Source organism: Lysinibacillus sp. OL1 (assembly GCF_004332175.1).
In the GTDB taxonomy this organism is placed as follows: Bacteria; Bacillota; Bacilli; order Bacillales_A; family Planococcaceae; genus Lysinibacillus; species Lysinibacillus capsici.
Map to the genome: position 1 here is coordinate 1 of NZ_SJDS01000019.1, position 20,638 is coordinate 20,638.

Consider the following 20,638-nt stretch of genomic DNA (forward strand, 5'->3'; position numbering starts at 1 on the left):
GCAAATTTATTTTCGCCCTCCGTTAATGTTCGGCTTTCCCAGCTCACAAGCTCACATAATAGGGCACGTAGTTTTTCGGGTGTATCCCACATAAAAGTATTCATAATTTTTGCTCCTTTTATAGTAAAGTATTTTATTTTCAAGATGATACAAATAGATAATTAGAATAGAAATGCATTTTTTACTATCATTTATATTCCACTATGTGAAATTAAATCTACATAGTGGAATATAAATTCATCGTAAATGCAAAACAACAAATTGTCAATTTGAATTTTTATGAATACTCGTAATTTTCTGCGCTAATTGAGTGGAACTATGTATATATTTCATGTAGCATCTATTTATATGCATAAAAATTAGTTAAAATAAAATGAAACTACATTTAAAAGCAGGGCTACATGTAAAAAATTGAAGGTACATAAAAATTTGATAATTTGCATGAATTTTAATTTCATAATGATCCTAGTTAAAGCTAAATGGATCTATAAAAACCTTAAGATAGTGATCATATGGGGAAATGAAAGGGAGTAATTGTAATGATTCAATCAATCGAAAGAGCTATGTTAGTTATAAATATACTGGCGAAGCATCCGAAGCGTTTTTTTACTGTGCAAGAAATTTTTAATGAAACAGACTTGCCTACTAGCACAATTTACAGATTATTATATACATTAGAAAGTTTTGATTTAGTAGAGAGAAATGAGAATAAAAAAGAATTTCGATTAGGGTATACATGGCTCCAACTTGGAATGAAAATGTATCATGAGACGGATATTAGAGAAAAAGCACATCCTCTATTAGAAAACCTTGCATATAATGTGCGCGAAACAATCTACTTAAGTATTGCTAAACAGTTTGCATCCATTATTATTGATCGAATTGATAGTCCTAAAAATGTCCGTATTATTGATATGATTGGTGAAAAAATTCCATATCCTATAGGAGCTCCAAATAAAGTATTACTTGCGTTTTCTAAAAGCGATGTACAGCAACAATTTTTCCAACAACTTGAGGAGCCTGAGAAAGAAAAGTTGATAGAGAGCCTCAATGATGTAAGAGAAAAAGGCTTTGCCATAAGCGTTGGAGAAAAAACAAAGGGGACAGTATCCATAGCAGCACCTATATTTGATTCAAATAAACAAATAATTGCAGCCATTAGTGCAGAGTGCTTTGAATATGATACAGATGCTGGAAAATTAGAAAGTATAACACAGGAAGTTATTAAAACTGCACAGCAGCTATCTTTTGAATTAGGGTATATATAAGATTGCTTATTACGATAAAAACCATCTGATGTCAGTAATTAGTAGACATTAGATGGTTAATTTTTATATGAAAAGTGAGATTACTGTTGCTTGCTACTTATCAACCTTTTATAATAGTGGCTTTTCGAAGGTTTTATATTTAGCCATAGTAGAATGACAGCTACAAATGCCATCATAAAGGATGCGCTAACGACAACTGAGCGGATGGTTATCCATTCAGCAAAAATCCCAAAAATAGCAGTAAAAATAATAATAAAAAGAGCTTCAAAGAATCCATAAATACTTCCTATTCTACCCATGCTCTCAGAAGGAATATTATTTTGATAAAATGTATAAAATCCTGTATTCGCAAAGGCAGTAGCAAAGGATAATACAAAGCAACCTAAAGCGGCTATAAGAAAGGAAAAGGATGATGTAAATATTAAATAGCCCAATGCTGTTACGAGAGACCCCATACCTATTAACCAAGAAGTTGGTATTTTTTCAACAATAACAGAGTTGGTTAGCGAGCCAATTAAAACACCTACCCCTGCGATACTGACTAAAATACCATATTCTCCTTCGGATAAAGCTAATATTTGTGTTGCAAAGGCAGCCTCCAAAGAATCAGTAGCTGTCATCAAGATGATGATAGCACTAAACAACAAATAGACTACCATCACATAGGAATTTTTTAAGCTAAAGCGTATGACCATTTGCCAATCCTGAAGCAATACGCGATAAAGAGATGTTTTTTCTGTGTGATTAATAAATTTTTCAAGCGCTTCAATATTCGGCATTTTGAACGTTATACAGGCTGATAGAAATAAAGCAATCGCGTTTAAATATATGGCCATATAGGGTGTTCCGACTGTGAACAAGAAACCTGCGATTGCTGGCCCAGTTAGAAATGCACCAGAGTCGAGTAAACTGCGTAATGCATTAAAACGTTTCCTTTGTTCGATAGGAATTAACTTAGTGATATAAGTCATAGATGTCGGCTGATACATAGAGCTAGCTACTGTAATGAGAAAAACAAGGACATACATCCACAAGAGGCTTGAAAAGCAGGGGAGTATGACAATGAGTATAGATTGAAACATATTTAGAATAATCATTAGCTTTTTCTTATTAAAACGATCGATTAGGCTGCCTGACCAAAAATTAGTGAACAAGGAAGAGATCGCTCTTACAATATACAATCCAGAGACAGCCAGAGCAGATTCTGTGAGGTTTAACACAATTAAATTTAAGGCGATAAAATAAATCCATTCGCCAACACTGGAAACACCAATACTACATAATAGGATGGCAGGATAGCGCCAACTTTCCAAAGCTTTTCTCATATAAATTCCTCCTTAAGCAAAGTGACGATTTGCAAAATAAAAAACCCCACCCCCAAGACGATTAGTCTTAGGGACGAGGTTGTAGAATTTATATACTCACGTGGTGCCACCCTAGTTTACTATTATGTCACCATAATAGCCTTTTCAGTACGGCATAGAGCCTATGCTTATACTGTAACTCTATAACGGGAGTTCCCGTCGCACCATCATTCAAACAAAATCCAATGCGCTACTCCGAGGCTTGTTTCAATAATTCGTTCTTACTCGTTTTCAGCAATCCGAGCTCTCTGGGAAGAACTTCATTATTTACTCTTCTCTTCAATGTATTTTCGCTAGTGTAGCATATGTACATCATTTTGGTAAATAGTACTATAAAAAAATAACTAATTATTTTGTAGAAAGCTTTTTAATTGTGTTATAAGCGACTGGCAAAGCTGTATGGATAAAACAGCATTCAAAGGAATTTCAAGTGAATGATTAAGGTCCTCCAAAACTGCAAGCTGAAGGGTAGCAAGTTGCGCTAGCTTTTCCTGTGAATAGTGAGGGTCCGCTGTACCAATTGCCAAAAATGCATGTTTGTCTAATAGATTTGTCATTGTATGTTGAAGAGAAAGTAATGGGGTGAAAAGTACATAACGAGCAGGAATAGAAGGAGTCTGCTGCATATAATAATCGACAATCGGCATAGTACCTAAAGATTTTCCTAGATAAACGACTTCTCGATAAGGCTTTGATTGCAAGCTATTTTCTACTATAGGGTTGGCAACACGATAGACCATTTTTGATATGGCTTGGGAGTCCTGTTCGAATTGCTGTTGCTCAAATGTATAATTGATTTGGACGACATCATAGCCAAGTTCTAGCATTAATGCCGTAGAATAATAAAGTACAGGTTTATCATAGGTATATCCCGTACCAGAGAGCATAAAACATATTTTATCGCTTTTTCTGTCAAAAAAGTTATAGGATATACCATTGTACATGGAATGCTTAGGTTTGATTTTCATGAAGATTCCTCCATTTATAGTAATAATAGTTTATAATTGTACTATAACAAAGGGGGAGAAATTTATGAAGGCTATTATTATCAATGAGTTTGGAGCACCTAATGTTTTAACATCTATTGATTGTCCAAAACCGACTATTTCTGAGGGTGAAGTCTTAATACGGACAACCTATACAAGCGTGAACTTCGCAGATATTAAAAACCGTACAGGTAATAAAGCTAAAGCAAATTTTCCGATGGTTCTTGGTTTAGATGTTGCAGGGGTGATTGAAGAAGTTTTTAATGATAACAGTGGTTTTCAAAAGGGTGACCAAGTTATCGCATTCCCGAAAAACGGTGCTTATGCAGAATTTGTTGTAGCAAAGGAACAACTAGTTTTTAAAATTCCTAGGGGTGTATCAATAGAGAAGGTAGCAGCTGTACCGACAGTTTTATTTTTATCGTATATGTTAACACATCAAATAGCGGCCATTGGTCAGCAGGATGCTGTCTTAATTCATGCTGCTTCTGGTGGGGTAGGGACAATGCTTGTCCAAATGGTAAAAAGGCTCGGAGCTAAGCAGATTATAGGTACGGTAAGTAATTTAGAAAAAGCCCCAATCGTTTATCAGCTTGGTGCGGATCATGTACTTACATATGATCAATTTAGTACAAATGTCAATGAACTTACAAAGGGTCGGGGTGTTGATATTGTATACGATTCTATTGCAGGAGCTATCACCGAGGAGAGTTTAACTTGTTTAGCCCCTTACGGCACTCTTGTCCAATTCGGGAATAGTGGAGGCAGAGCAGGAAATATAAAAACAGCAGATTTACACAGTAGCTGCCGCAATATAAAAGGATTTAGCTTAGGTACGACAAGAGCTTTGAAGCCAGAACTGTTACAACAGGTGGCACAGGATATTTTCTCTTTAGTAAACGAAGACAGTTTTCAGGTGCCAATTGCTAAAATATTCCCACTAGAGGAAATGAAAGAGGCTCATGAATTTATGGAAAGTCGTCAGCATCAAGGAAAAATACTAATTAAAATATAAAAGCACAAAAAAGATGACACTCCAAATATGGGTGTCATCTTTTGTCCATCAACCATCTAGTTCAGTAAGTTTTTCATAAATACGTCTTTTACGATAAAGCATAATACCAGTTTCGGCTACATCCTGAATCATGCCTTTATTAGCATAGGCTCCAAAAACCATCCCTGCAATAGGGATCATTTGAAACAGCTTTTTCCAGCCTAGCTGATCACGATATGTGTAAAATACTTCCTGCCATCCTTGAAGCTGAGAAATCATGTTATCTGAAGCCTTTTTTGAGCTATTCATAGTAGAAAGCTCCTGTAAGATTGCTTCTTTACCAACAATATCAGCAGAGGTAAATTGTAAACATTTCACAATAAAAATACGTTCCATTTTATCGTTCGGATCATAGCCATGTATAATTGCTATTTCTTGCAAAGTTTTTAGTGCAGTCCCTAAAATCATAGGAATATCAATGGCTAAAGTAAAGATGCCACCAAAGCCAGTAGAGGCTCCTTGTACAGTAGCAAATTTCACACGTTCATTTTGTAATTTGTCACTGAGGGAGATCATGTCCTCTAAAGGAATCTGACCAATATCAGCTATAGTTATAATATGCTGTGTGGAAGAAAGGTCACGAATTTTTTGTATCATGGCTTGTTCATTGATTAAATACTTTCCACCTGACTGAATATAATTGCCTAGTTCATCTACCAATAAAGCAATTTTATTTTGAAGAAAGGTAGGTGTCATTTTATCTAATAATTTAAATGGTATTCTTCCTAATTTCTCCCAAAACCATAAATCTTTTTGATCTTTTTCCCACACTTGAATTTCTTGTAAATGCTGCTCTAATAACTCTCGATTCTCCATTATTGTCTTATCCCCTTATGTGTCCATTTAACTTTAAATACGAAAAAAAATATATAAAGTTTCGCTTTATTTAAATGAGATTTCGACAAACTAATGAATCACATGCTATTGCCAAACGGACGCAAGAAGTGCAATTCCTTCCTTTATTTGCTGAAGCGTCAATCCACCATACCCAATAATGATCATTGCTTCATTTGTTCCATTCTGATAGGAGGTAGAGCATGGATAGACTTGAACCCCTACCTCTTGAGCAAGATGGATCGCTCTACTCTCGGAGAGATGTTGTGGTAGCTTGATGACTATATGAAGCCCGGATTTTTCACCGATTACTTGAAATTCATTAGAAAAATGTGTAGAGATGGCAGTCAATAATGCTTGCTGCTTTTTACGATAGATTGTTCGCATTTTTGCCAAATGCTTATCGAATAGACCTTGTGCAAGAAAGTCTGCTAAGACAAGCTGGTCTACTTTGGAGACAACCGATTTTTGCTCAGAATGAAAAGTCATAAACGGCATAACTAGAGACTTTGGAAGGATCATATAACTAATGCGTAATGATGGAAGCAATGTTTTCGAAAATGTTCCGAAATAAATGACACGCTCAAGCTGATCCATTTTTGCTAAAGAAGGGATTGGTAGCCCCTTATAACGAAATTCAGAATCATAATCATCTTCAATAATAAGAGCCGCGTTCGAGTTAGCCCATTGTAACAATGCTACTCTTCTTTCTATGGTCATAATCATGCCTAATGGAAATTGATGAGCAGGTGTTGTGTATAACATGTGAACTGGTGTTGAAGGGAGTGTAATCCCTGAATAGTCCACAGGAATCGCCTTTGTGGACAATCCACATTGCTGTAAAACGGCACACACTCTTTTAAATCCTGGCTCCTCTAACCCAACGCGTGTCGCAGACCCAAGAAAATGACAAAGAGCCTGAAGCTGGCTTTGTGTACCACTATAAATAAATACCTGTGAAGCCTCACAGCTAACCCCACGAGAACGCTCTACATAGCGGGCAATCTCTGTGCGTAAAGTTGTCTCTCCCTCCCAAGGGCTTGTTGATAAGTTGTTACTATTAAAATGCTTTTTAATAAGCTTGTGCCAAGCAGTATAGGGAAAAGCCTCGTTGTCCACATGTCCATTTGTAAAATCAAATTGAATATTGTTAGGGATATTGATACTTGGAACAGATACATGCCGGGGTACTTGCTGTAGCCAATCCAATTCAAAGGGCGCAATAAAATAACCAGAACGCTCTTTACTATAAATATAGCCTTCTGCAAGTAACTGCTCATAGGCTTCCTTTATGGTGTGCACACTCACATTCAATGTTAGGGCGAGAGCTCGCTTAGAAGGCAGTTGTTCATGAGCAAGTAATTTTTTAGTGATAATAGCACGCTTTATTTCTTCATAGATCTGAATGTATTTTGCTTGATTGCCTGTAAATATAATGGAGAGCTCCACAAAATTGCCTCCCTTCTCTGGTATGGTTGATTTTTTAGTAATTGGTTATATATATCATATCAATTTTACCGTTAAATAAGTAAAAAAGGAGTGAAGTGTAATGGAGTTTATAACATTAGAAAATAAAGTAGTTAAACTAAAGCCTTTAGAATTAAGCGATTTACCAGGGATTTTAGAGACAGGAAGTTATCCAGAAATTTGGTCACATATGTCCATAACGATAGAAAAAAAGGAGGATGTGAATAAATTTGTGGAAAACGCCTTAAAGGCAAAAAACGAAAAAACAGAATTTCCATTTGTGATTGTGGATATACAATCAGGGGACATTATCGGGTCTACACGTTTTATGGATATTGATGACAAGCATAAGCGATTAGAAATTGGCTATACTTGGCTAACACCCACATACTGGCGTACAGCTATTAATACTAATTGTAAGTATTTGCTATTACGATACTCATTTGAGCATCTTCAATTACAACGTGTACAAATAAAAACGGATCATGATAATATCCGTTCTCAAAAGGCAATTGAGCGGATCGGTGCTACAAAAGAGGGAATATTGCGTAACCATATGATTCGTAAGGATGGGACGACTAGGCATACCGTTATGTATAGCATCACAATAGAAGAATGGCCACAGGTGAAAGAGCATTTAGAAAAGCTATTAGTTCCATTAGAATAGCCATAGGTATAAAAAGGAATTTGAATAATCCATAAAACCCTTTTTTCTTATAAAAAGTGTCAAAAAATAAAGGGGAGGGTAGAGTAGAGTACTGAAAAATTGAAAGAGGGTAATCTACTTGAAACCTAAATACACGTTAAGACAAATTTATGGTGATAATGCTGTGTATACACCAAGAACACCGTATAGTGATAATCCGTGGATGATGGATGATCCTCATAAGCTAGATGCTTTAACCTCAAGAGAAGTTGCTATTGCTGATATTCCCGTGCTAGTACATCGAGCAACACAAACAGAAAAGGCGCAAGAGCTTCATCAATTAGCAGGATTACCATGGGTCGAACAGCCTTATAGTTATGAGACTCAAGAGGAATATCTTTCACAGATCCAAACTTGGTGTAAGGAAGGGAAGACCATTGTATGCCAATATATACATGACCTGGAGCATATGGATCGTCAATGTTATTGGATGGATGCTGAGAAATTTAATGAGTTGAATACAAAAGCTTATATTGATCATTTAATCGATAGTAAATATGTGCCAAGTCGTCTTAATGTGGAGACGTATAGACTTTCAGATGCCATTAAAAATTGGCAGCCTCCTGTAGTATTAAAGCCTGGTGATGATTCGCCAACCTCGGGAGGATATGGCGTTACCATTTGTCATAATAAAGATGAATTGACGGAAGGTTTACGACAATTTCGCATGACGGGAACTGAAAGTATAATTATTGAGGAGCTTTTACAGACAAAGGACAACTATAGCTGTCAATTTGTTTACTCAGAGGAGCTAGGTATTCAATACTTGGGAGCTTCCCAGCAAATTACGGATGATAACGGCATTTACGAAGGGAATATCATTGTAGATAAAGTACCCGAAAAAGTAATTGAAGTAGGAAAGCATATTATGGAACGTGGCGTTGAGGAAGGCTTTGTAGGTGTGGCAGGCTTTGATTTAATTGTCACGGAAGCTGGTGATGTTCAAGCAATAGACTTAAATTTCCGCCAAAATGGTTCAACCTCAATGCTGATGTTTCATGATGCTTTAGGAAAGCCCATCAATAAATTTAGCTCCTATTCATCACAAAGCCCACAACAGAATGATCACTTCTATCAAACAATTAAGAAATATATAGAAAAAGGTATGTTATTTCCTTTATCTTTCTATGATGGTGATTATTTCGAGGAGTCCGTCCCTTCAAGATTTGTCGGTGTATGGTATGCAGATACGCTAGATGAAATTGAAAAACGGGAGAAGGAATTATTACCTGAAGAAAAGAATGGTCTTTAATCGACCATTCTTTTTTTATAGATAATTGCTGCGAAAATCCAAGAAAGAAGAGACCATACAATTATCGTAATCATAGGAATGAGAACATCTGCCATAGAATACTTACCTTCTAACGCCTCTGCTAAAAGTAATAACTGTGAGCTTGGTAGCCATTCAGCTAATTTTAAGATTGGGTAGGCCGAAGATAGAGCTAAGGCCAGAGGACCAAATGAGAAGATAACCATTACAGGCAACACAATAATAGATGCTTCCATAATAGATTTAGCAAATAAACCACATATTGTACCTAGAGCAATATAAAACACAGCAGAAAGCAATAATGCAATTGCTAAGATAAAAAGGTTTGCAGGTTCGTAGCCAACTAGAAAAATAGCCATTGTTACAGATACAATTGTAATAATTAGAACAAACAGGCTTTTACCAATTAAAATATCTCCAAGTGTGGCAGGGGAGAGCATAAGACTGCGAAGCGTGTTTTTTTCTTTTTCTTCTGCAATTAAACTACATTGTACGTAAGTAGTCACTATGGAAAATGTCATGTTAATTGGTAGAAAATACATGCTAATAGTATTTGCACCTAATTGATTATATAAAAACGCCATTATAAGTGGTAGTAATACCATAGATGATACGGCATAGTTACGTGAGAATTCCTTATAATCCTTCATCAATATAGCTTGAATACGTGCCATTGAAATGTTCATATTAAATCACTCCCTGTTATTTGCATAAAAATATCACCTAGTGTTGGCTCGTTTGTATAGATACGTGTAACTTGATCGGATTGCATCCATTGAAATAACTTCTCTGCATCTTGAGAACCATTTTCTATAATATCCTGTTCACCATTTTTAAGCTCTACTGTAATAGTGTCAGAGCCAAATTCTTTTTTTAGATCTTTTGGAGCGCCGATTGCTCGGATTTTTCCCCTATGAAGGAATGCTACACGGTCACAAAGTATCTCTGCTTCGCTCATATCATGCGTAGTTAAAAATATCGTTGTACCCAAGTCATTTAATCTTCGTAAGCCGTTATATATATGCTGTGTATTTACTGGGTCCAAAGCAGAAGTAGGCTCATCTAAAAATAACAATTCGGGCTTGTGCATAATGGCACGTGCAAGTGTAACACGTTGAATCATTCCTTTGGAAAGCTGACTGATCTTCTTTTTACGTTCAGCATATAAATTGACAAAGTCCAAAGCTTCTTTTACAGCAGATTGAGATAGCTGATATAAATTACTATAAAGTATTAAATTTTCTTCAATTGATAGTCTCGTATACAAGCCACTATTATCTGTTAAAATACCAAAACGTTTACGATTTTGACTTTGCTTCATTTCAGATGCATGCTGCCCAAATAATAGAACATTACCAGCCGATTTATCTGTTTGTGCTGTTAATATTTTAATTGTAGTAGTTTTACCAGAACCACTTGGGCCAAGAAAGCCGAATATTTCCCCTTTTTTAATGGTAAAGGAAACATCCTGTAATGCTGTTTCATTATTAAATGTTTTTTTCAAGTTTTGTACTTCAATCACTGCATTCATGTATAAACCTCCTGTTTGTTGTTGATGTCTACACTATAAACAACAAGTAAAAGGGGTACAGTAAAAATGGGGTGAATGGCAGAAAAAAAAGCATGGGAAGAACATTATTGAAGGTGACAGGAGTCGATTATTTCCTGGGAAATCTACTAAATTCCGAGTATTTCCTTTAAAGTTGCCAATTTATTTTTCGACAGTGGAACAACTGTCTTTTCTGTACTGTTGAGTGCTAAGCTATAGCTATTGCGTGTCCAAGTAATAATCTCTCGAACCTTTTGTAGGTTCACAATATAAGAACGATGGCTTCTAAAAAAGCCGAATGGTGTCAATTTTTGCTCTAACTCATTTAGCGATAGAGTACATGGATAAGCTTCACCTGCTACATAAATAGATACTTCTCCTTCAACACTTTCAATATAATCAATTTCGGGTGGATTAAATAAAATAATCTTTTCATTTTTCTTTGTTGGGATTTTATCTAGTCGAATGGGTGCATCTTCAAGAGGCTTTGGAGCTTGCTCAAGGCTACCCTCTTTTACGTCTAAAGGATGTAAGTCTGCCCCATCTAATCGATGTATAGTTGTACTTGCAACCATTAAGTCTTCTAGATTATTTGATAACAAAATGATAATTTTATGCTCTTTTGCGAGATTTTTTAGTAACTGTTGGATAGTTTGCTTTGAAAATTCATCTATATTTTGAAACGGTTCTTCTAAAATTTGAATAGATGCCGGATGTAGGTACATATTCAATAGTTTTAATCGCTGTTTTTCACTATTAGAAAGCTTACTAATTCTATTGTTTTTTTGTTCAGTAAGTTTAAAAAGCTTCAATATGTTCTCTGTTTCATTAGTTGGGCGGTTAAAAAGCTTTAAAATGAACTGGATATACTCGCGCGCTGTGAGTCGCTCATATAACGAGCTTTCACGAAAAGAAGTACACGTATCATCTCGTTTCATAAACCATTGCATTAATGTATGTATTTTGGAAACATCTGTATAGATGCCTATAATCGTGCCAGGTTGTAGAGAAAGATGGAAGCTTGGATAAATAACATTACCTGCTTCAATATATGGATCAACCTGAATATCAATATTTTGTTCCATGTTTATTCCTCCTATAGCTTGCTAGCTTGTAAAAAGTATTGAATATCGTTGAGTGCTTGCGAGTGGCTCAACTGACAGTAGTTTGAGTTAGAGGCATCCATAAAGCCATGTAAGCCTTGAAATTGTTTGATTTGAACATTCGGTATGCTTACAAGAGTATCCTTCAATGATTGAATATCAAAGCTATCTTCATGGCTAGGTAAGACAACCAAAGTTGGACAAGATGGAATGTTATCAAGGTATTGGCGGATCCGTGAGCCATATACACAAATGACACGGTGTAGGGGGAGTGTAGTTAATCTCCAGGCTAAAGTTGCACCTACACTATATCCAATTAATATTACCTCGTTGTAGTTATCACAAGCCTCCAATATTTTTGGTGAAAGCAACTCAAGAGGAGCATCAAAGCCAACTGTCTGTAAGAAAAAGTCATAGGCTTGTTTTTCCTGGTCATATGGAAATGAAAGCCCTTTTGGATAAAGTGAAATAAGGGAAACGGCAGTGTCCTCATCACTGTATATTTGTATTTGTTCTTCAATAAAAGGATTAACTCCATAGATTTCATGTAATATAAAAATTTTTCTTTTCATTGTGCCCTCGATCTTTTTTCCAATAGTGTATCAAAAAGTAAGTAAAACGTATAATCTGCTTTTAGAATGAATAGTGCAAAAGCATAATGATGAAAATTTTTATGGACAAATACATAAATTTAATATCATGATTTGTTATAATTTTATTTGATAATGATTATCATTATCGTATAATGGGATTAAGGAGGATTTTCCAAAGCAATATTTACATTTAGACATTTACGATTGAGCTGTATGCAGTTGAGCTAGTCCAATTGTTGAGATAGTAATGACCAAATGAAAGGTGTGTTAGGAATTGTTAGAACAAGAATTGTATGATGTAACCATTATTGGTGGTGGGCCAGCGGGTTTATATTCAAGCTTTTATTGTGGTTTACGTGAAATGAAAACCAAGCTAATTGAATCACAACCACAGCTAGGCGGTAAAATTCATGTTTATCCAGAGAAAATGATTTGGGATGTGGGAGGTGTAACGCCTATATCAGGGGGGCTACTTATTAAACAATTAGTTGAGCAAGCCTTAACCTTTAATCCTTCTATTTATACAAATGAAAAAGTGCTGACCATTGCTAAAAATGAAGATGGTATATTTGTCATCGCAGCAGAGTCAGGGAACATTCATTATTCCAAAACAGTTATCGTTGCTATTGGTGGTGGCATCCTAAATCCTCAAAAAATTGAAATTGAGGGGGCTGAACGCTTTGAAGTATCTAATTTAAATTACACAATTAAATCCTATGAAAAATTTAAAGATAAGGCAGTTATTATTTCTGGTGGTGGTAACACAGCGGTAGACTGGGCATTAGAATTAACGGAGGTAGCATCCAAGGTCTATTTAACTTATCGAAAAGATACATTGTCTGCACATGAGGCTCAAATTACAGAGCTTGCAAATAGTTCGATCGAATGCCATTTCAATTCTGAAATTACTAGGCTGATTGCAGACGATCAAGCAGGAATGATTAAAGCTATTGCTTTAACAAATCATGAAACTGGGACTGTAACAGAAATTCCTATTGATGAAGTTGTTATTAGTCATGGGTATGTGCGTGATAAAGAATTGTTAGATAATAGTCCATTAGCCATTGAGCGCAAAAATGATTATTTTATCGCTGGTACGATTAATAGTGAATCATCGATCCCAGGCCTTTATGCTGCGGGTGATATTTTGAGCCATGATGGTAAAATTCATTTAATTGCAGCAGCCTTTCATGATGCACTTCATGCAGTGAATAGTGCGAAGAAGTATATTCAACCTGATGCTTCTGAGGGAGGTATTGTTTCCTCACATAATGACATTTTCAAACATCGTAATCGTAAGCTATTACAGGAAAGTTTAAAATAATCGACTTTAGGAGCACTAATATATCGTTGGTGTTCCTTTCTTTTTGTCTTGATGTATATTTTAGAGGAAATACTTCTGGTGGACTATCAATATAACGCTGATTATAGAGTATATTTAAGAAAACTATACAAAGAATATGATTGTCATGGATATCGCGAAACATTTTAATAAAGAACCTATCTATTTGAGAAAAAAATGAGTGTTCGACAAATACTTATCTCGCGGATGTGTTGTATTTAAAAATCTAAAATGTACCTGACAAACTTTCATTTATCATTAAAGAATTTGCTGAAAAATCTCCAAGACAATTCCGTAAATAGATGAATTAACAAATACCTAATGAAAAAATAACTTTCATTAGGTGTTTTTCATCTAGAAAGAACATAGCTTTTCCTTTTTGGGACACCCTAAACTAGAAAAAATGACATGGGGTGATGATCATGAAAATAGAAAGGTCGTCCGAGTGGGAAGAGGGCTTTATCGATCGATTAAATCATCTTGAAAAATGGGATAGCTGGACATTGTACAAGATGAACTATGATATTGTGAAAATGAAACTAATTCCTGATTTTACAGGATTGCAGGCTACAAAGTATTTACCTAATTTACAACCTTTGAAACACCAGTTAGAAGCAGCCGAAACAGTGATTGAACGTATGAATGGGAAAGCTATTTTAGCTGATGAGGTGGGGCTAGGTAAAACAATTGAAGCGGGCTTAATCTTAAAGGAATACCTTATTCGAGGGCTTGTGAAAAGAGCTTTAATTTTAGCACCTGCTTCTTTAATTAATCAGTGGATTGAAGAGTTAAATATAAAATTTCATATTCCTGCCGTCGCATATAAAAAAAATTGCCCGATAGAGCGCTATGATGTCCTCATTATGAGTATGGATACGGCAAAAAAGAGTCCACATAGAGAGCGCATTTATGAGCAGGATTATGACATGATAATTATTGATGAGGCACATAAATTAAAAAATAATAAAACACAAATTTACGAGTTTGTACAAGGCTTAAAGAAAAAATTCTGCTTATTATTAACTGCCACACCTATTCAAAATGATATCTTTGAATTGTATTATTTAATCTCCTTATTAAAGCCTGGGCATCTTGGTAACTATGATGCCTTCCAATCGGCTTTCTCTGCTAGCAAGCATGATTTAGAACATGATGATTATTTAAAAGAGTTGGTTAATCAGGTAATGGTAAGAAATCGTAGGGAAGATACGGGGATTGATTGGACAAATCGTCGTGTTCAAATTGTACCGATTACATTTACGGACGAAGAAAGAGAAGTTTACGAAATGCTTGGCAACCTTCAAAACACAGGGTCATTTTCATTAATTACCTTGCAAAAAGAAATGTGTAGTAGCAAGGAAGCTACGGCATTAACATTAACGAATATGCTAGATGATCATGTACAACCACAAGAAATTGAAGCGATTATTACTAAATTAATGACCTTGGAAGTGAATTCAAAGGCGGAAAAGACATTGGAAATTGTTAAACAAGCAAATGACAAGGTTATTATTTTTACAGAATATCGTGCTACGCAAATTTATTTGCAATGGTACTTACATTCTAATGGCATATCAAGTGTGTTGTTTAATGGTAAATTTAATAAAAGTAAACGAGATTATATGAAGCACCTATTTAAAGAAAGAGCCCAGGTGCTCATCGCTACTGAGGCAGGAGGAGAGGGGATAAACCTTCAATTTTGTCATCATGTGATCAACTATGATCTACCTTGGAATCCAATGAAGCTAGAGCAACGTATTGGTCGTGTCCATCGTTTGGGGCAGGAGCATGATGTCCATATTTATAATCTCGCCATTGAACATACAATTGAAGAGAAAATCTTGGAATTGCTTCATACAAAAATTGATGTGTTTGAGAAGGTGGTTGGCGATTTAGATGCCATATTAACAAACTTTAAAGAATCTGTATAAGGTAGGGAGGTGCAGCTATGTATCCACAGCAAGTTCACCACTATTTAAAGGAATTTTTTATGGAGAATAACTGTGCAATTATAGGAGAAGAGAATCATTATCTAACCGTTCAATTAACGATAGACATCGATAAAAGAATTATGAATAGGCCATTTTATTGGCAATATGTTGAAGCAACGAATAGTGAACCAAACCCAGCGCAAGTAACCTTTATTACAAATCAAACAGCAATGGCTGGTAATTTATTTGGAGAAGCTATTCATTACGGCTCTCCACGTTTAAATCAGATATTTTTAGCTACAAGGGAACTAGGAGCTTATGTTCAGTTGTTTGAAAAAGTGGATCGTGAGATGGGGCAGGTTATTTTAACGCCCTGGTTAGGTGTTAACTTTAAAGTTTCGTATTGCTGTGATCGTACAAAAGAAATGCTTTACTCATTTGGCATTAATTTATTGACGGGCGTCATCAAGGAGGGTTTTCATGAAAGGATTTGTTCTTCGGACTTTAACATAGAACCTGAAGAAAATGTATTTCATGTGCAATATATTATTAAGCCTGCCAGAGCACTGGAAAGATTGAAAGCTACAATTGAGTCAATTATTGAGCAGGATGACCATTCCTGGGCAACGGAAGCACAAAAACGATGGCAACGTGATCAACGTGTATTAGATTATTTTTATGAGGATATAGATGATAAACCAGAGTGTTATGAAATTGAAAGAAAAGCATTAGAGGAGCAATATGAAGCAAAAATTAAAATAGAAGTCATTAATGGGGGATTATTTTATCTCTTTTAAATGAGGAGCTGTCTGACAAAAAGACAGCTCTTTTTCTGCTTTAATGATCTTCAACCATGCTTTGAAGCTGAGCCAATTTATTATCCCAAAATAAATGAAAGTATTGGAGCCAATCTTCAATCTCCTTTAAACGCTCACTATGCAAGGTATAGATTTTTTCACGACCTTTTTTTTGAGCAGAGATTAGCTCCGCCTGTTCCAATATTTTTAAATGCTTTACGACAGCCGTTCGACTAATCGTAAAATGCTCAGTAATATTGGAAATAGGTCTGTCGCTTGCTGCAAGGAGCTGTAAAACACTTCTTCTTGTGGGATCAGCGATTGCTTGAAAAATATCATACTTTACGGCTGCTTCAGTCATTAGAATTCAGCAGCCTCTTTTAATTTATGATTAATAATCATTGTCCATCCGTTATCCATATTAGTACGTACGGCTTCAGTAGCAGTGTTTGCTTTCGGAATAATATGTGAAGCTTCCTTCCAGCCACCATGTGTTAAAGTAAATTCAGTATGCTCGCCTACTTCTTTTAACTCAAAAGTTACGAACCAGCCATCTTGATCCCAAGCAAATCGTAGAAAGTGCGGTGCATCTACACGTTCTACTTTACAGGGTGATGGGCCGAACGGTGATTGAATAGTGAATTCGTATCCTTCGATAGGTTGAAAATCATTTGGCATAAACCAAGAAGCTATTTTGTCAGCTGTTGCCACAGTCTCCCAAACTTTTTCGATAGGGGCATTTAATGTAATTGTTTTGACAATATCCTGTAATTTTTCAGTCATGTTCTATTACTCCTTTTTCAACGTTATTAAGTCCACTAGCAGAGGAATCTGTATAAAATATAACCATAAGGTGTTATGAATATATAACACCCTACGGTTATATGTCAACGGAAAAATTTTGTATCTTTCTGTTGGTCTTGGCGTATGTTACAATTACTTTTATAATTTTCTGACAGAAAGGGTGGGCGTAATATGGTCAATATATCTGTATTCTTAGTTATGTGCATTTTACTTATTATTTTACCTGGCCCTGATACAGCGATTGCAACAAAAAACACACTGACTGTAAGTAGAAAGGGTGGTTTACAAACAATCATAGGTTCTTGTTGCGGTTTATTAATTCATACTTGTGCGGCTGTTATAGGACTTTCGGCGATTATTGTAAAATCTGCCTATATATTTGCTGTTTTAAAATATGTTGGTGCGGTTTATTTATGTTATTTAGGAATCAAGACCTTGTGGACACTTCGAACAATTCGAACACAATCTCCAGTTGTAGACGATGAAGGAAGTATAGAACACAAATATTCTCACCAATCTTGCTTTAAACAAGGGTTTCTCACAAATGTGACAAATCCAAAGGTCGCCGTATTTTTCCTAACATTTCTCCCTCAATTTGTAGATGGAAATAGTGGAACATTTTTTCCTTTTTTAATAATGGGTCTAATTTACACAGCATTAACAATGCTATGGTTTATCTTCTACGTGTACCTTTTAGATCGAATTAGTGCATTTATGAAAAAGCCATCAACTAAGGCAGTAATTGAAGGATTAACAGGTGCAATATTAATTGCATTTGGTATTAAATTAGCATTAGAAAAAGCACACTAAAAAATACACCACCTTATTAGATTATTTTTTACTATAGGGTGGTGTATTTTTTGTTGGCACTTATTAAGATAGAGTCATTCCTCACAGTTCTTTAATTCATAAACATGTTGCTTAATGTAAGACCTAAATAATGCCTATTAACTATTCGATTTTCAAGCAATTGCTTCAACATCTGTTACATCTCCAATCTTTGATAAATTATGACAATATTTATAAATGATTGTAGGTCATATCACTCTTAAAAAACTCTCCAAAAGTCGAAAAGACACGTATAATGGCAGGGGTGAAAATATCTAAAATTTATAGTTCAACACATTGCAAAGGATTAAAAAGAAAGGATGGAGAATTTATTGCTAAAGGGCAGTAATTGAAGATGCTTTTATAACAAATACGAATAAATGGAGAAGATAGTGATGGAATTAAGAGATTTAAAAGCCTTTATGGCTGTTGTTGAGCATAGGAGTTTTACTAAGGCTGCACATGATTCCTTTGTATCTCAGCCTTCATTAAGCAAAAGTATCAAAAAATTAGAAGCATCATTACAAGTTGAATTGTTGAACAGATCAACGCGTAATGTAGAACTTACTGATGCAGGTAGTATTGTTTATCATCAAGGACAAAAAATAATGCAGGCTGTCCAAGAACTACATATTTTGCTAGACGATTTATTAAATATTAAGACAGGTGCTATCAAATTAGGGATTCCACCTTTAATTGGAACTTTATTTTTCCCTGAAATCGCTAGGAGATTTCATCAACTATATCCTGAAGTGCATTTAGCGCTTATCGAACGTGGTGCAAAAATGGTAGAAATGCTAGTTGAAAATGGTGATGTTGATATGGGCATCGTTGTATTACCAGTAGACGAAAGGAAGTTTGCTGTTCAACCCTTTATAGAAGACCAGTTTTATGTCTTTATGAATGAATCTCACCCCTATGCACACCAGGAATCCATAGCTTTAAAAGATTTAGAAAATGAAACGTTCATTATCTTTGCAGAGGAGTTCACGCTTCACGACTATATAATTAAATCCTGTGAAAGTGTTGGTTTTACACCTACAATCGGCTATAAAAGTTCACAGTGGGACTTGATTGTAGAGTTAGTATCCTCCAATTTAGGGGTTACATTGTTACCCCATTCCATTGCAGCTAAGCAAACAAATACCAATGTGAAAATAATTCCATTAGATGATTTTGAAATGCCGTGGCGTTTAGGGATTATTACGAAGAAAAATGCCTACCAATCTTATGCATTAAAACAGTTACTTGAAATGATAGGTAAGAATGGGGAAAATAGATTTATTCCATATAGGAATAAATAGTATTCTAATTAATTCCTTTACTTGTAAAATAGCAATGATGTAGAATTTTTCTTAATAAACGAGCAATTCAGGGAGGTTTCGAGATGGGTAATGGGAAGGTATGGAGTTCGTTTGAAGAGGTGATTGCGGATATTAAGGATGGAGATACATTAGCTGTAGGTGGCTTTGGGCTATGTGGTATACCCGAAAAATCAATCGCAGCATTAGTGCAAAAGGGAACAAAGGATTTAACGGTTGTCAGTAATAACTGTGGTGTAGATGACTGGGGATTGGGTTTACTATTAGCAAACAAGCAAATAAAAAAAATGGTTGCTTCATATGTAGGAGAAAATAAGATTTTTGAACAACAATTTTTAAGTGGTGAGCTAGAAGTAGAGTTGACACCGCAAGGAACTCTTGCAGAACGTTTGCGTGCAGGTGGAGCGGGTATTCCTGGTTTTTACACAGCTACAGGGGTTGGAACGCCAATTGCTGAAGGAAAAGAAGTGAAGGTTTTTGATGGCAAAGAATATATTTTGGAAGAAGGTATTGTTGCTGACTTTGCGCTGGTCAAAGCATGGAAAGCCGATAAGCTAGGAAATTTAGTTTACAGAAAAACATCACGCAATTTTAATCCATTAGCTGCTATGTCAGGGAAAATTACAATAGCTGAAGTGGAGGAAATTGTAGAAGTAGGTGAGCTAGATCCTGATCATATTCATACACCAGGGGTTTTTGTACAACGTGTAGTATTAGGTGAAAATTATGAGAAGCGTATTGAGCGTTTAACGGTGAAGAAGGGGGAAGCATAATGGATACAAGACAAAAAATTGTTAACCGAGCAGTAAAAGAAATAGCCAACGGTATGAATGTCAATTTAGGCATAGGTATTCCAACACTTGTTGCGAACGCAATCCCAATCGATTATGACGTACTCTTACAATCCGAAAACGGACTTCTCGGTATTGGTCCTTATCCAGTAGAAGATGCAGTAGATCCGGATTTAATCAATGCAGGTAAAGAAACAGTTACGGCAGTTCCGGGGGCATCCTTCTTTGACAGTGCAGAATCATTTGCGATGATTCGAGGTGGACATATTGACCTTGCCATCTTAGGAGGGATGGAGGTATCTGAAACAGGAGACCTTGCTAACTGGATGATTCCGGGGAAAATGGTAAAGGGCATGGGTGGCGCAATGGACCTCGTCGTTGGTGCAAAGAGAGTGATTGTCGTCATGGAGCATGTGAATAAAAATGGTGAATCTAAAATTAAAAAACAATGTGAACTGCCACTAACGGGTAAAGGTGTCGTACATCGATTAATTACAGATTTGGCTGTATTTGATTTTACAAAAGATGGTATGCAACTAATAGAATTAGCAGATGGTGTTTCTTTAGAGGAAGTAAAAGAGAAAACAGCTGCTTCTTTTAGCGTTGCTCTTATACAATAACTTCAGACC

The 20,638-nt window shown here is 35.7% G+C and carries 21 protein-coding genes and 1 other annotated feature; of the genes, 11 read left to right on the forward strand and 10 right to left on the reverse strand.

Going from position 1 to position 20,638, the window contains the following annotated elements:
• Nucleotides 1-539: 539 nt before the first annotated feature.
• Nucleotides 540-1,268: an IclR family transcriptional regulator gene (locus tag EW028_RS22410; RefSeq protein ID WP_131522467.1), complete on the forward strand. Its 729-nt coding sequence runs from the start codon at nucleotides 540-542 to the stop codon at nucleotides 1,266-1,268.
• An 80-nt stretch (nucleotides 1,269-1,348) separates the two neighbouring features.
• Here the strand turns inward: EW028_RS22410 and EW028_RS22415 are convergent, their stop codons facing one another.
• Together EW028_RS22415 and EW028_RS22420 are read right to left on the reverse strand one after the other, a co-directional pair.
• The gene (locus EW028_RS22415; protein WP_131522468.1) at nucleotides 1,349-2,593 is read right to left on the reverse strand and encodes an MFS transporter; all 1,245 of its coding nucleotides are present in this window, start codon (nucleotides 2,591-2,593) and stop codon (nucleotides 1,349-1,351) included.
• Between the two features lie 66 nt (nucleotides 2,594-2,659).
• Nucleotides 2,660-2,924: a binding site (T-box leader), on the reverse strand.
• Nucleotides 2,925-2,976: 52 nt separating this feature from the next.
• Nucleotides 2,977-3,600: a hypothetical protein gene (locus EW028_RS22420; RefSeq protein ID WP_131522469.1), complete on the reverse strand. Its 624-nt coding sequence runs from the start codon at nucleotides 3,598-3,600 to the stop codon at nucleotides 2,977-2,979.
• Between the two features lie 64 nt (nucleotides 3,601-3,664).
• Here EW028_RS22420 and EW028_RS22425 point away from each other — a divergent pair, with 64 nt between their 5' ends.
• A complete protein-coding gene (locus tag EW028_RS22425) occupies nucleotides 3,665-4,633 on the forward strand; it encodes a quinone oxidoreductase family protein (protein ID WP_131522470.1) in 969 nt (322 codons plus the stop codon).
• Between the two features lie 48 nt (nucleotides 4,634-4,681).
• Here the strand turns inward: EW028_RS22425 and EW028_RS22430 are convergent, their stop codons facing one another.
• Both EW028_RS22430 and pdxR read right to left on the reverse strand, forming a co-directional pair.
• Nucleotides 4,682-5,488, reverse strand: a complete 807-nt coding sequence (locus EW028_RS22430; RefSeq protein ID WP_131522471.1) for an EcsC family protein — start codon at nucleotides 5,486-5,488, stop codon at nucleotides 4,682-4,684.
• Between the two features lie 105 nt (nucleotides 5,489-5,593).
• Nucleotides 5,594-6,955: a MocR-like pyridoxine biosynthesis transcription factor PdxR gene (pdxR, locus tag EW028_RS22435; RefSeq protein ID WP_131522472.1), complete on the reverse strand. Its 1,362-nt coding sequence runs from the start codon at nucleotides 6,953-6,955 to the stop codon at nucleotides 5,594-5,596.
• 100 nt (nucleotides 6,956-7,055) lie between these two features.
• Between pdxR and EW028_RS22440 the strand changes: the two genes are divergently transcribed.
• Complete coding sequence (locus EW028_RS22440) at nucleotides 7,056-7,640, forward strand: GNAT family N-acetyltransferase (protein ID WP_131522473.1); 585 nt, start codon at nucleotides 7,056-7,058, stop codon at nucleotides 7,638-7,640.
• A gap of 118 nt (nucleotides 7,641-7,758) precedes the next feature.
• Nucleotides 7,759-8,931 carry an L-aspartate--L-methionine ligase LdmS gene (ldmS, locus tag EW028_RS22445; RefSeq protein WP_131522474.1) on the forward strand — a complete coding sequence of 391 codons (1,173 nt, stop codon included), beginning with the start codon at nucleotides 7,759-7,761 and terminating at the stop codon, nucleotides 8,929-8,931.
• Here ldmS and EW028_RS22450 read toward each other — a convergent pair.
• The 4 genes from EW028_RS22450 to EW028_RS22465 all read right to left on the reverse strand — a co-directional run bounded on the left by EW028_RS22450 (nucleotide 8,928) and on the right by EW028_RS22465 (nucleotide 12,173).
• Entirely contained in the window at nucleotides 8,928-9,635 is a 708-nt protein-coding gene (locus EW028_RS22450; RefSeq protein ID WP_131522475.1) for an ABC transporter permease, read from the reverse strand. The two genes, ldmS and EW028_RS22450, sit on opposite strands and share 4 nt — an antisense overlap.
• Nucleotides 9,632-10,480, reverse strand: a complete 849-nt coding sequence (locus EW028_RS22455) for an ABC transporter ATP-binding protein (protein ID WP_131522476.1) — start codon at nucleotides 10,478-10,480, stop codon at nucleotides 9,632-9,634. Before EW028_RS22455 ends, EW028_RS22450 begins: the two co-directional genes overlap by 4 nt.
• A 146-nt stretch (nucleotides 10,481-10,626) precedes the next feature.
• A complete protein-coding gene (locus EW028_RS22460; RefSeq protein ID WP_131522477.1) occupies nucleotides 10,627-11,583 on the reverse strand; it encodes a LytTR family transcriptional regulator DNA-binding domain-containing protein in 957 nt (318 codons plus the stop codon).
• 11 nt (nucleotides 11,584-11,594) lie between these two features.
• Entirely contained in the window at nucleotides 11,595-12,173 is a 579-nt protein-coding gene (locus tag EW028_RS22465; protein ID WP_131522478.1) for a dienelactone hydrolase family protein, read from the reverse strand.
• Nucleotides 12,174-12,468: 295 nt separating this feature from the next.
• On the opposite strand from EW028_RS22465, the gene EW028_RS22470 reads away from it, so the two are divergent.
• The 3 genes from EW028_RS22470 to EW028_RS22480 all read left to right on the forward strand — a co-directional run bounded on the left by EW028_RS22470 (nucleotide 12,469) and on the right by EW028_RS22480 (nucleotide 16,264).
• Entirely contained in the window at nucleotides 12,469-13,518 is a 1,050-nt protein-coding gene (locus EW028_RS22470) for an NAD(P)/FAD-dependent oxidoreductase (protein WP_131522479.1), read from the forward strand.
• Nucleotides 13,519-13,952: 434 nt separating this feature from the next.
• Nucleotides 13,953-15,467, forward strand: coding sequence for a DEAD/DEAH box helicase (locus tag EW028_RS22475; RefSeq protein ID WP_048393198.1), 1,515 nt, complete (start codon nucleotides 13,953-13,955; stop codon nucleotides 15,465-15,467).
• Between the two features lie 17 nt (nucleotides 15,468-15,484).
• Nucleotides 15,485-16,264 (forward strand): YqhG family protein, encoded by a 780-nt coding sequence (locus tag EW028_RS22480; RefSeq protein ID WP_131522480.1) that lies wholly within the window; start codon nucleotides 15,485-15,487, stop codon nucleotides 16,262-16,264.
• A gap of 40 nt (nucleotides 16,265-16,304) precedes the next feature.
• Here EW028_RS22480 and EW028_RS22485 read toward each other — a convergent pair whose 3' ends face one another.
• Both EW028_RS22485 and EW028_RS22490 read right to left on the reverse strand, forming a co-directional pair.
• Nucleotides 16,305-16,625, reverse strand: a complete 321-nt coding sequence (locus tag EW028_RS22485) for an ArsR/SmtB family transcription factor (RefSeq protein ID WP_131522481.1) — start codon at nucleotides 16,623-16,625, stop codon at nucleotides 16,305-16,307.
• Complete coding sequence (locus EW028_RS22490; protein ID WP_131522482.1) at nucleotides 16,625-17,047, reverse strand: SRPBCC family protein; 423 nt, start codon at nucleotides 17,045-17,047, stop codon at nucleotides 16,625-16,627. Before EW028_RS22490 ends, EW028_RS22485 begins: the two co-directional genes overlap by 1 nt.
• 192 nt (nucleotides 17,048-17,239) lie before the next feature.
• Between EW028_RS22490 and EW028_RS22495 the strand changes: the two genes are divergently transcribed.
• The 4 genes from EW028_RS22495 (at nucleotide 17,240) to EW028_RS22510 (ending at nucleotide 20,629) form a co-directional block, all read left to right on the forward strand.
• Nucleotides 17,240-17,878 (forward strand): LysE family translocator, encoded by a 639-nt coding sequence (locus EW028_RS22495; protein WP_131522483.1) that lies wholly within the window; start codon nucleotides 17,240-17,242, stop codon nucleotides 17,876-17,878.
• A 413-nt stretch (nucleotides 17,879-18,291) separates the two neighbouring features.
• Nucleotides 18,292-19,200, forward strand: a complete 909-nt coding sequence (locus EW028_RS22500) for a LysR family transcriptional regulator (RefSeq protein ID WP_131522484.1) — start codon at nucleotides 18,292-18,294, stop codon at nucleotides 19,198-19,200.
• An 83-nt stretch (nucleotides 19,201-19,283) separates the two neighbouring features.
• Nucleotides 19,284-19,991, forward strand: coding sequence for a CoA transferase subunit A (locus tag EW028_RS22505; RefSeq protein ID WP_131522485.1), 708 nt, complete (start codon nucleotides 19,284-19,286; stop codon nucleotides 19,989-19,991).
• Complete coding sequence (locus tag EW028_RS22510) at nucleotides 19,991-20,629, forward strand: 3-oxoacid CoA-transferase subunit B (RefSeq protein ID WP_131522486.1); 639 nt, start codon at nucleotides 19,991-19,993, stop codon at nucleotides 20,627-20,629. The genes EW028_RS22505 and EW028_RS22510 overlap by 1 nt, the downstream gene beginning before the upstream one ends.
• Nucleotides 20,630-20,638 lie beyond the last annotated feature (9 nt).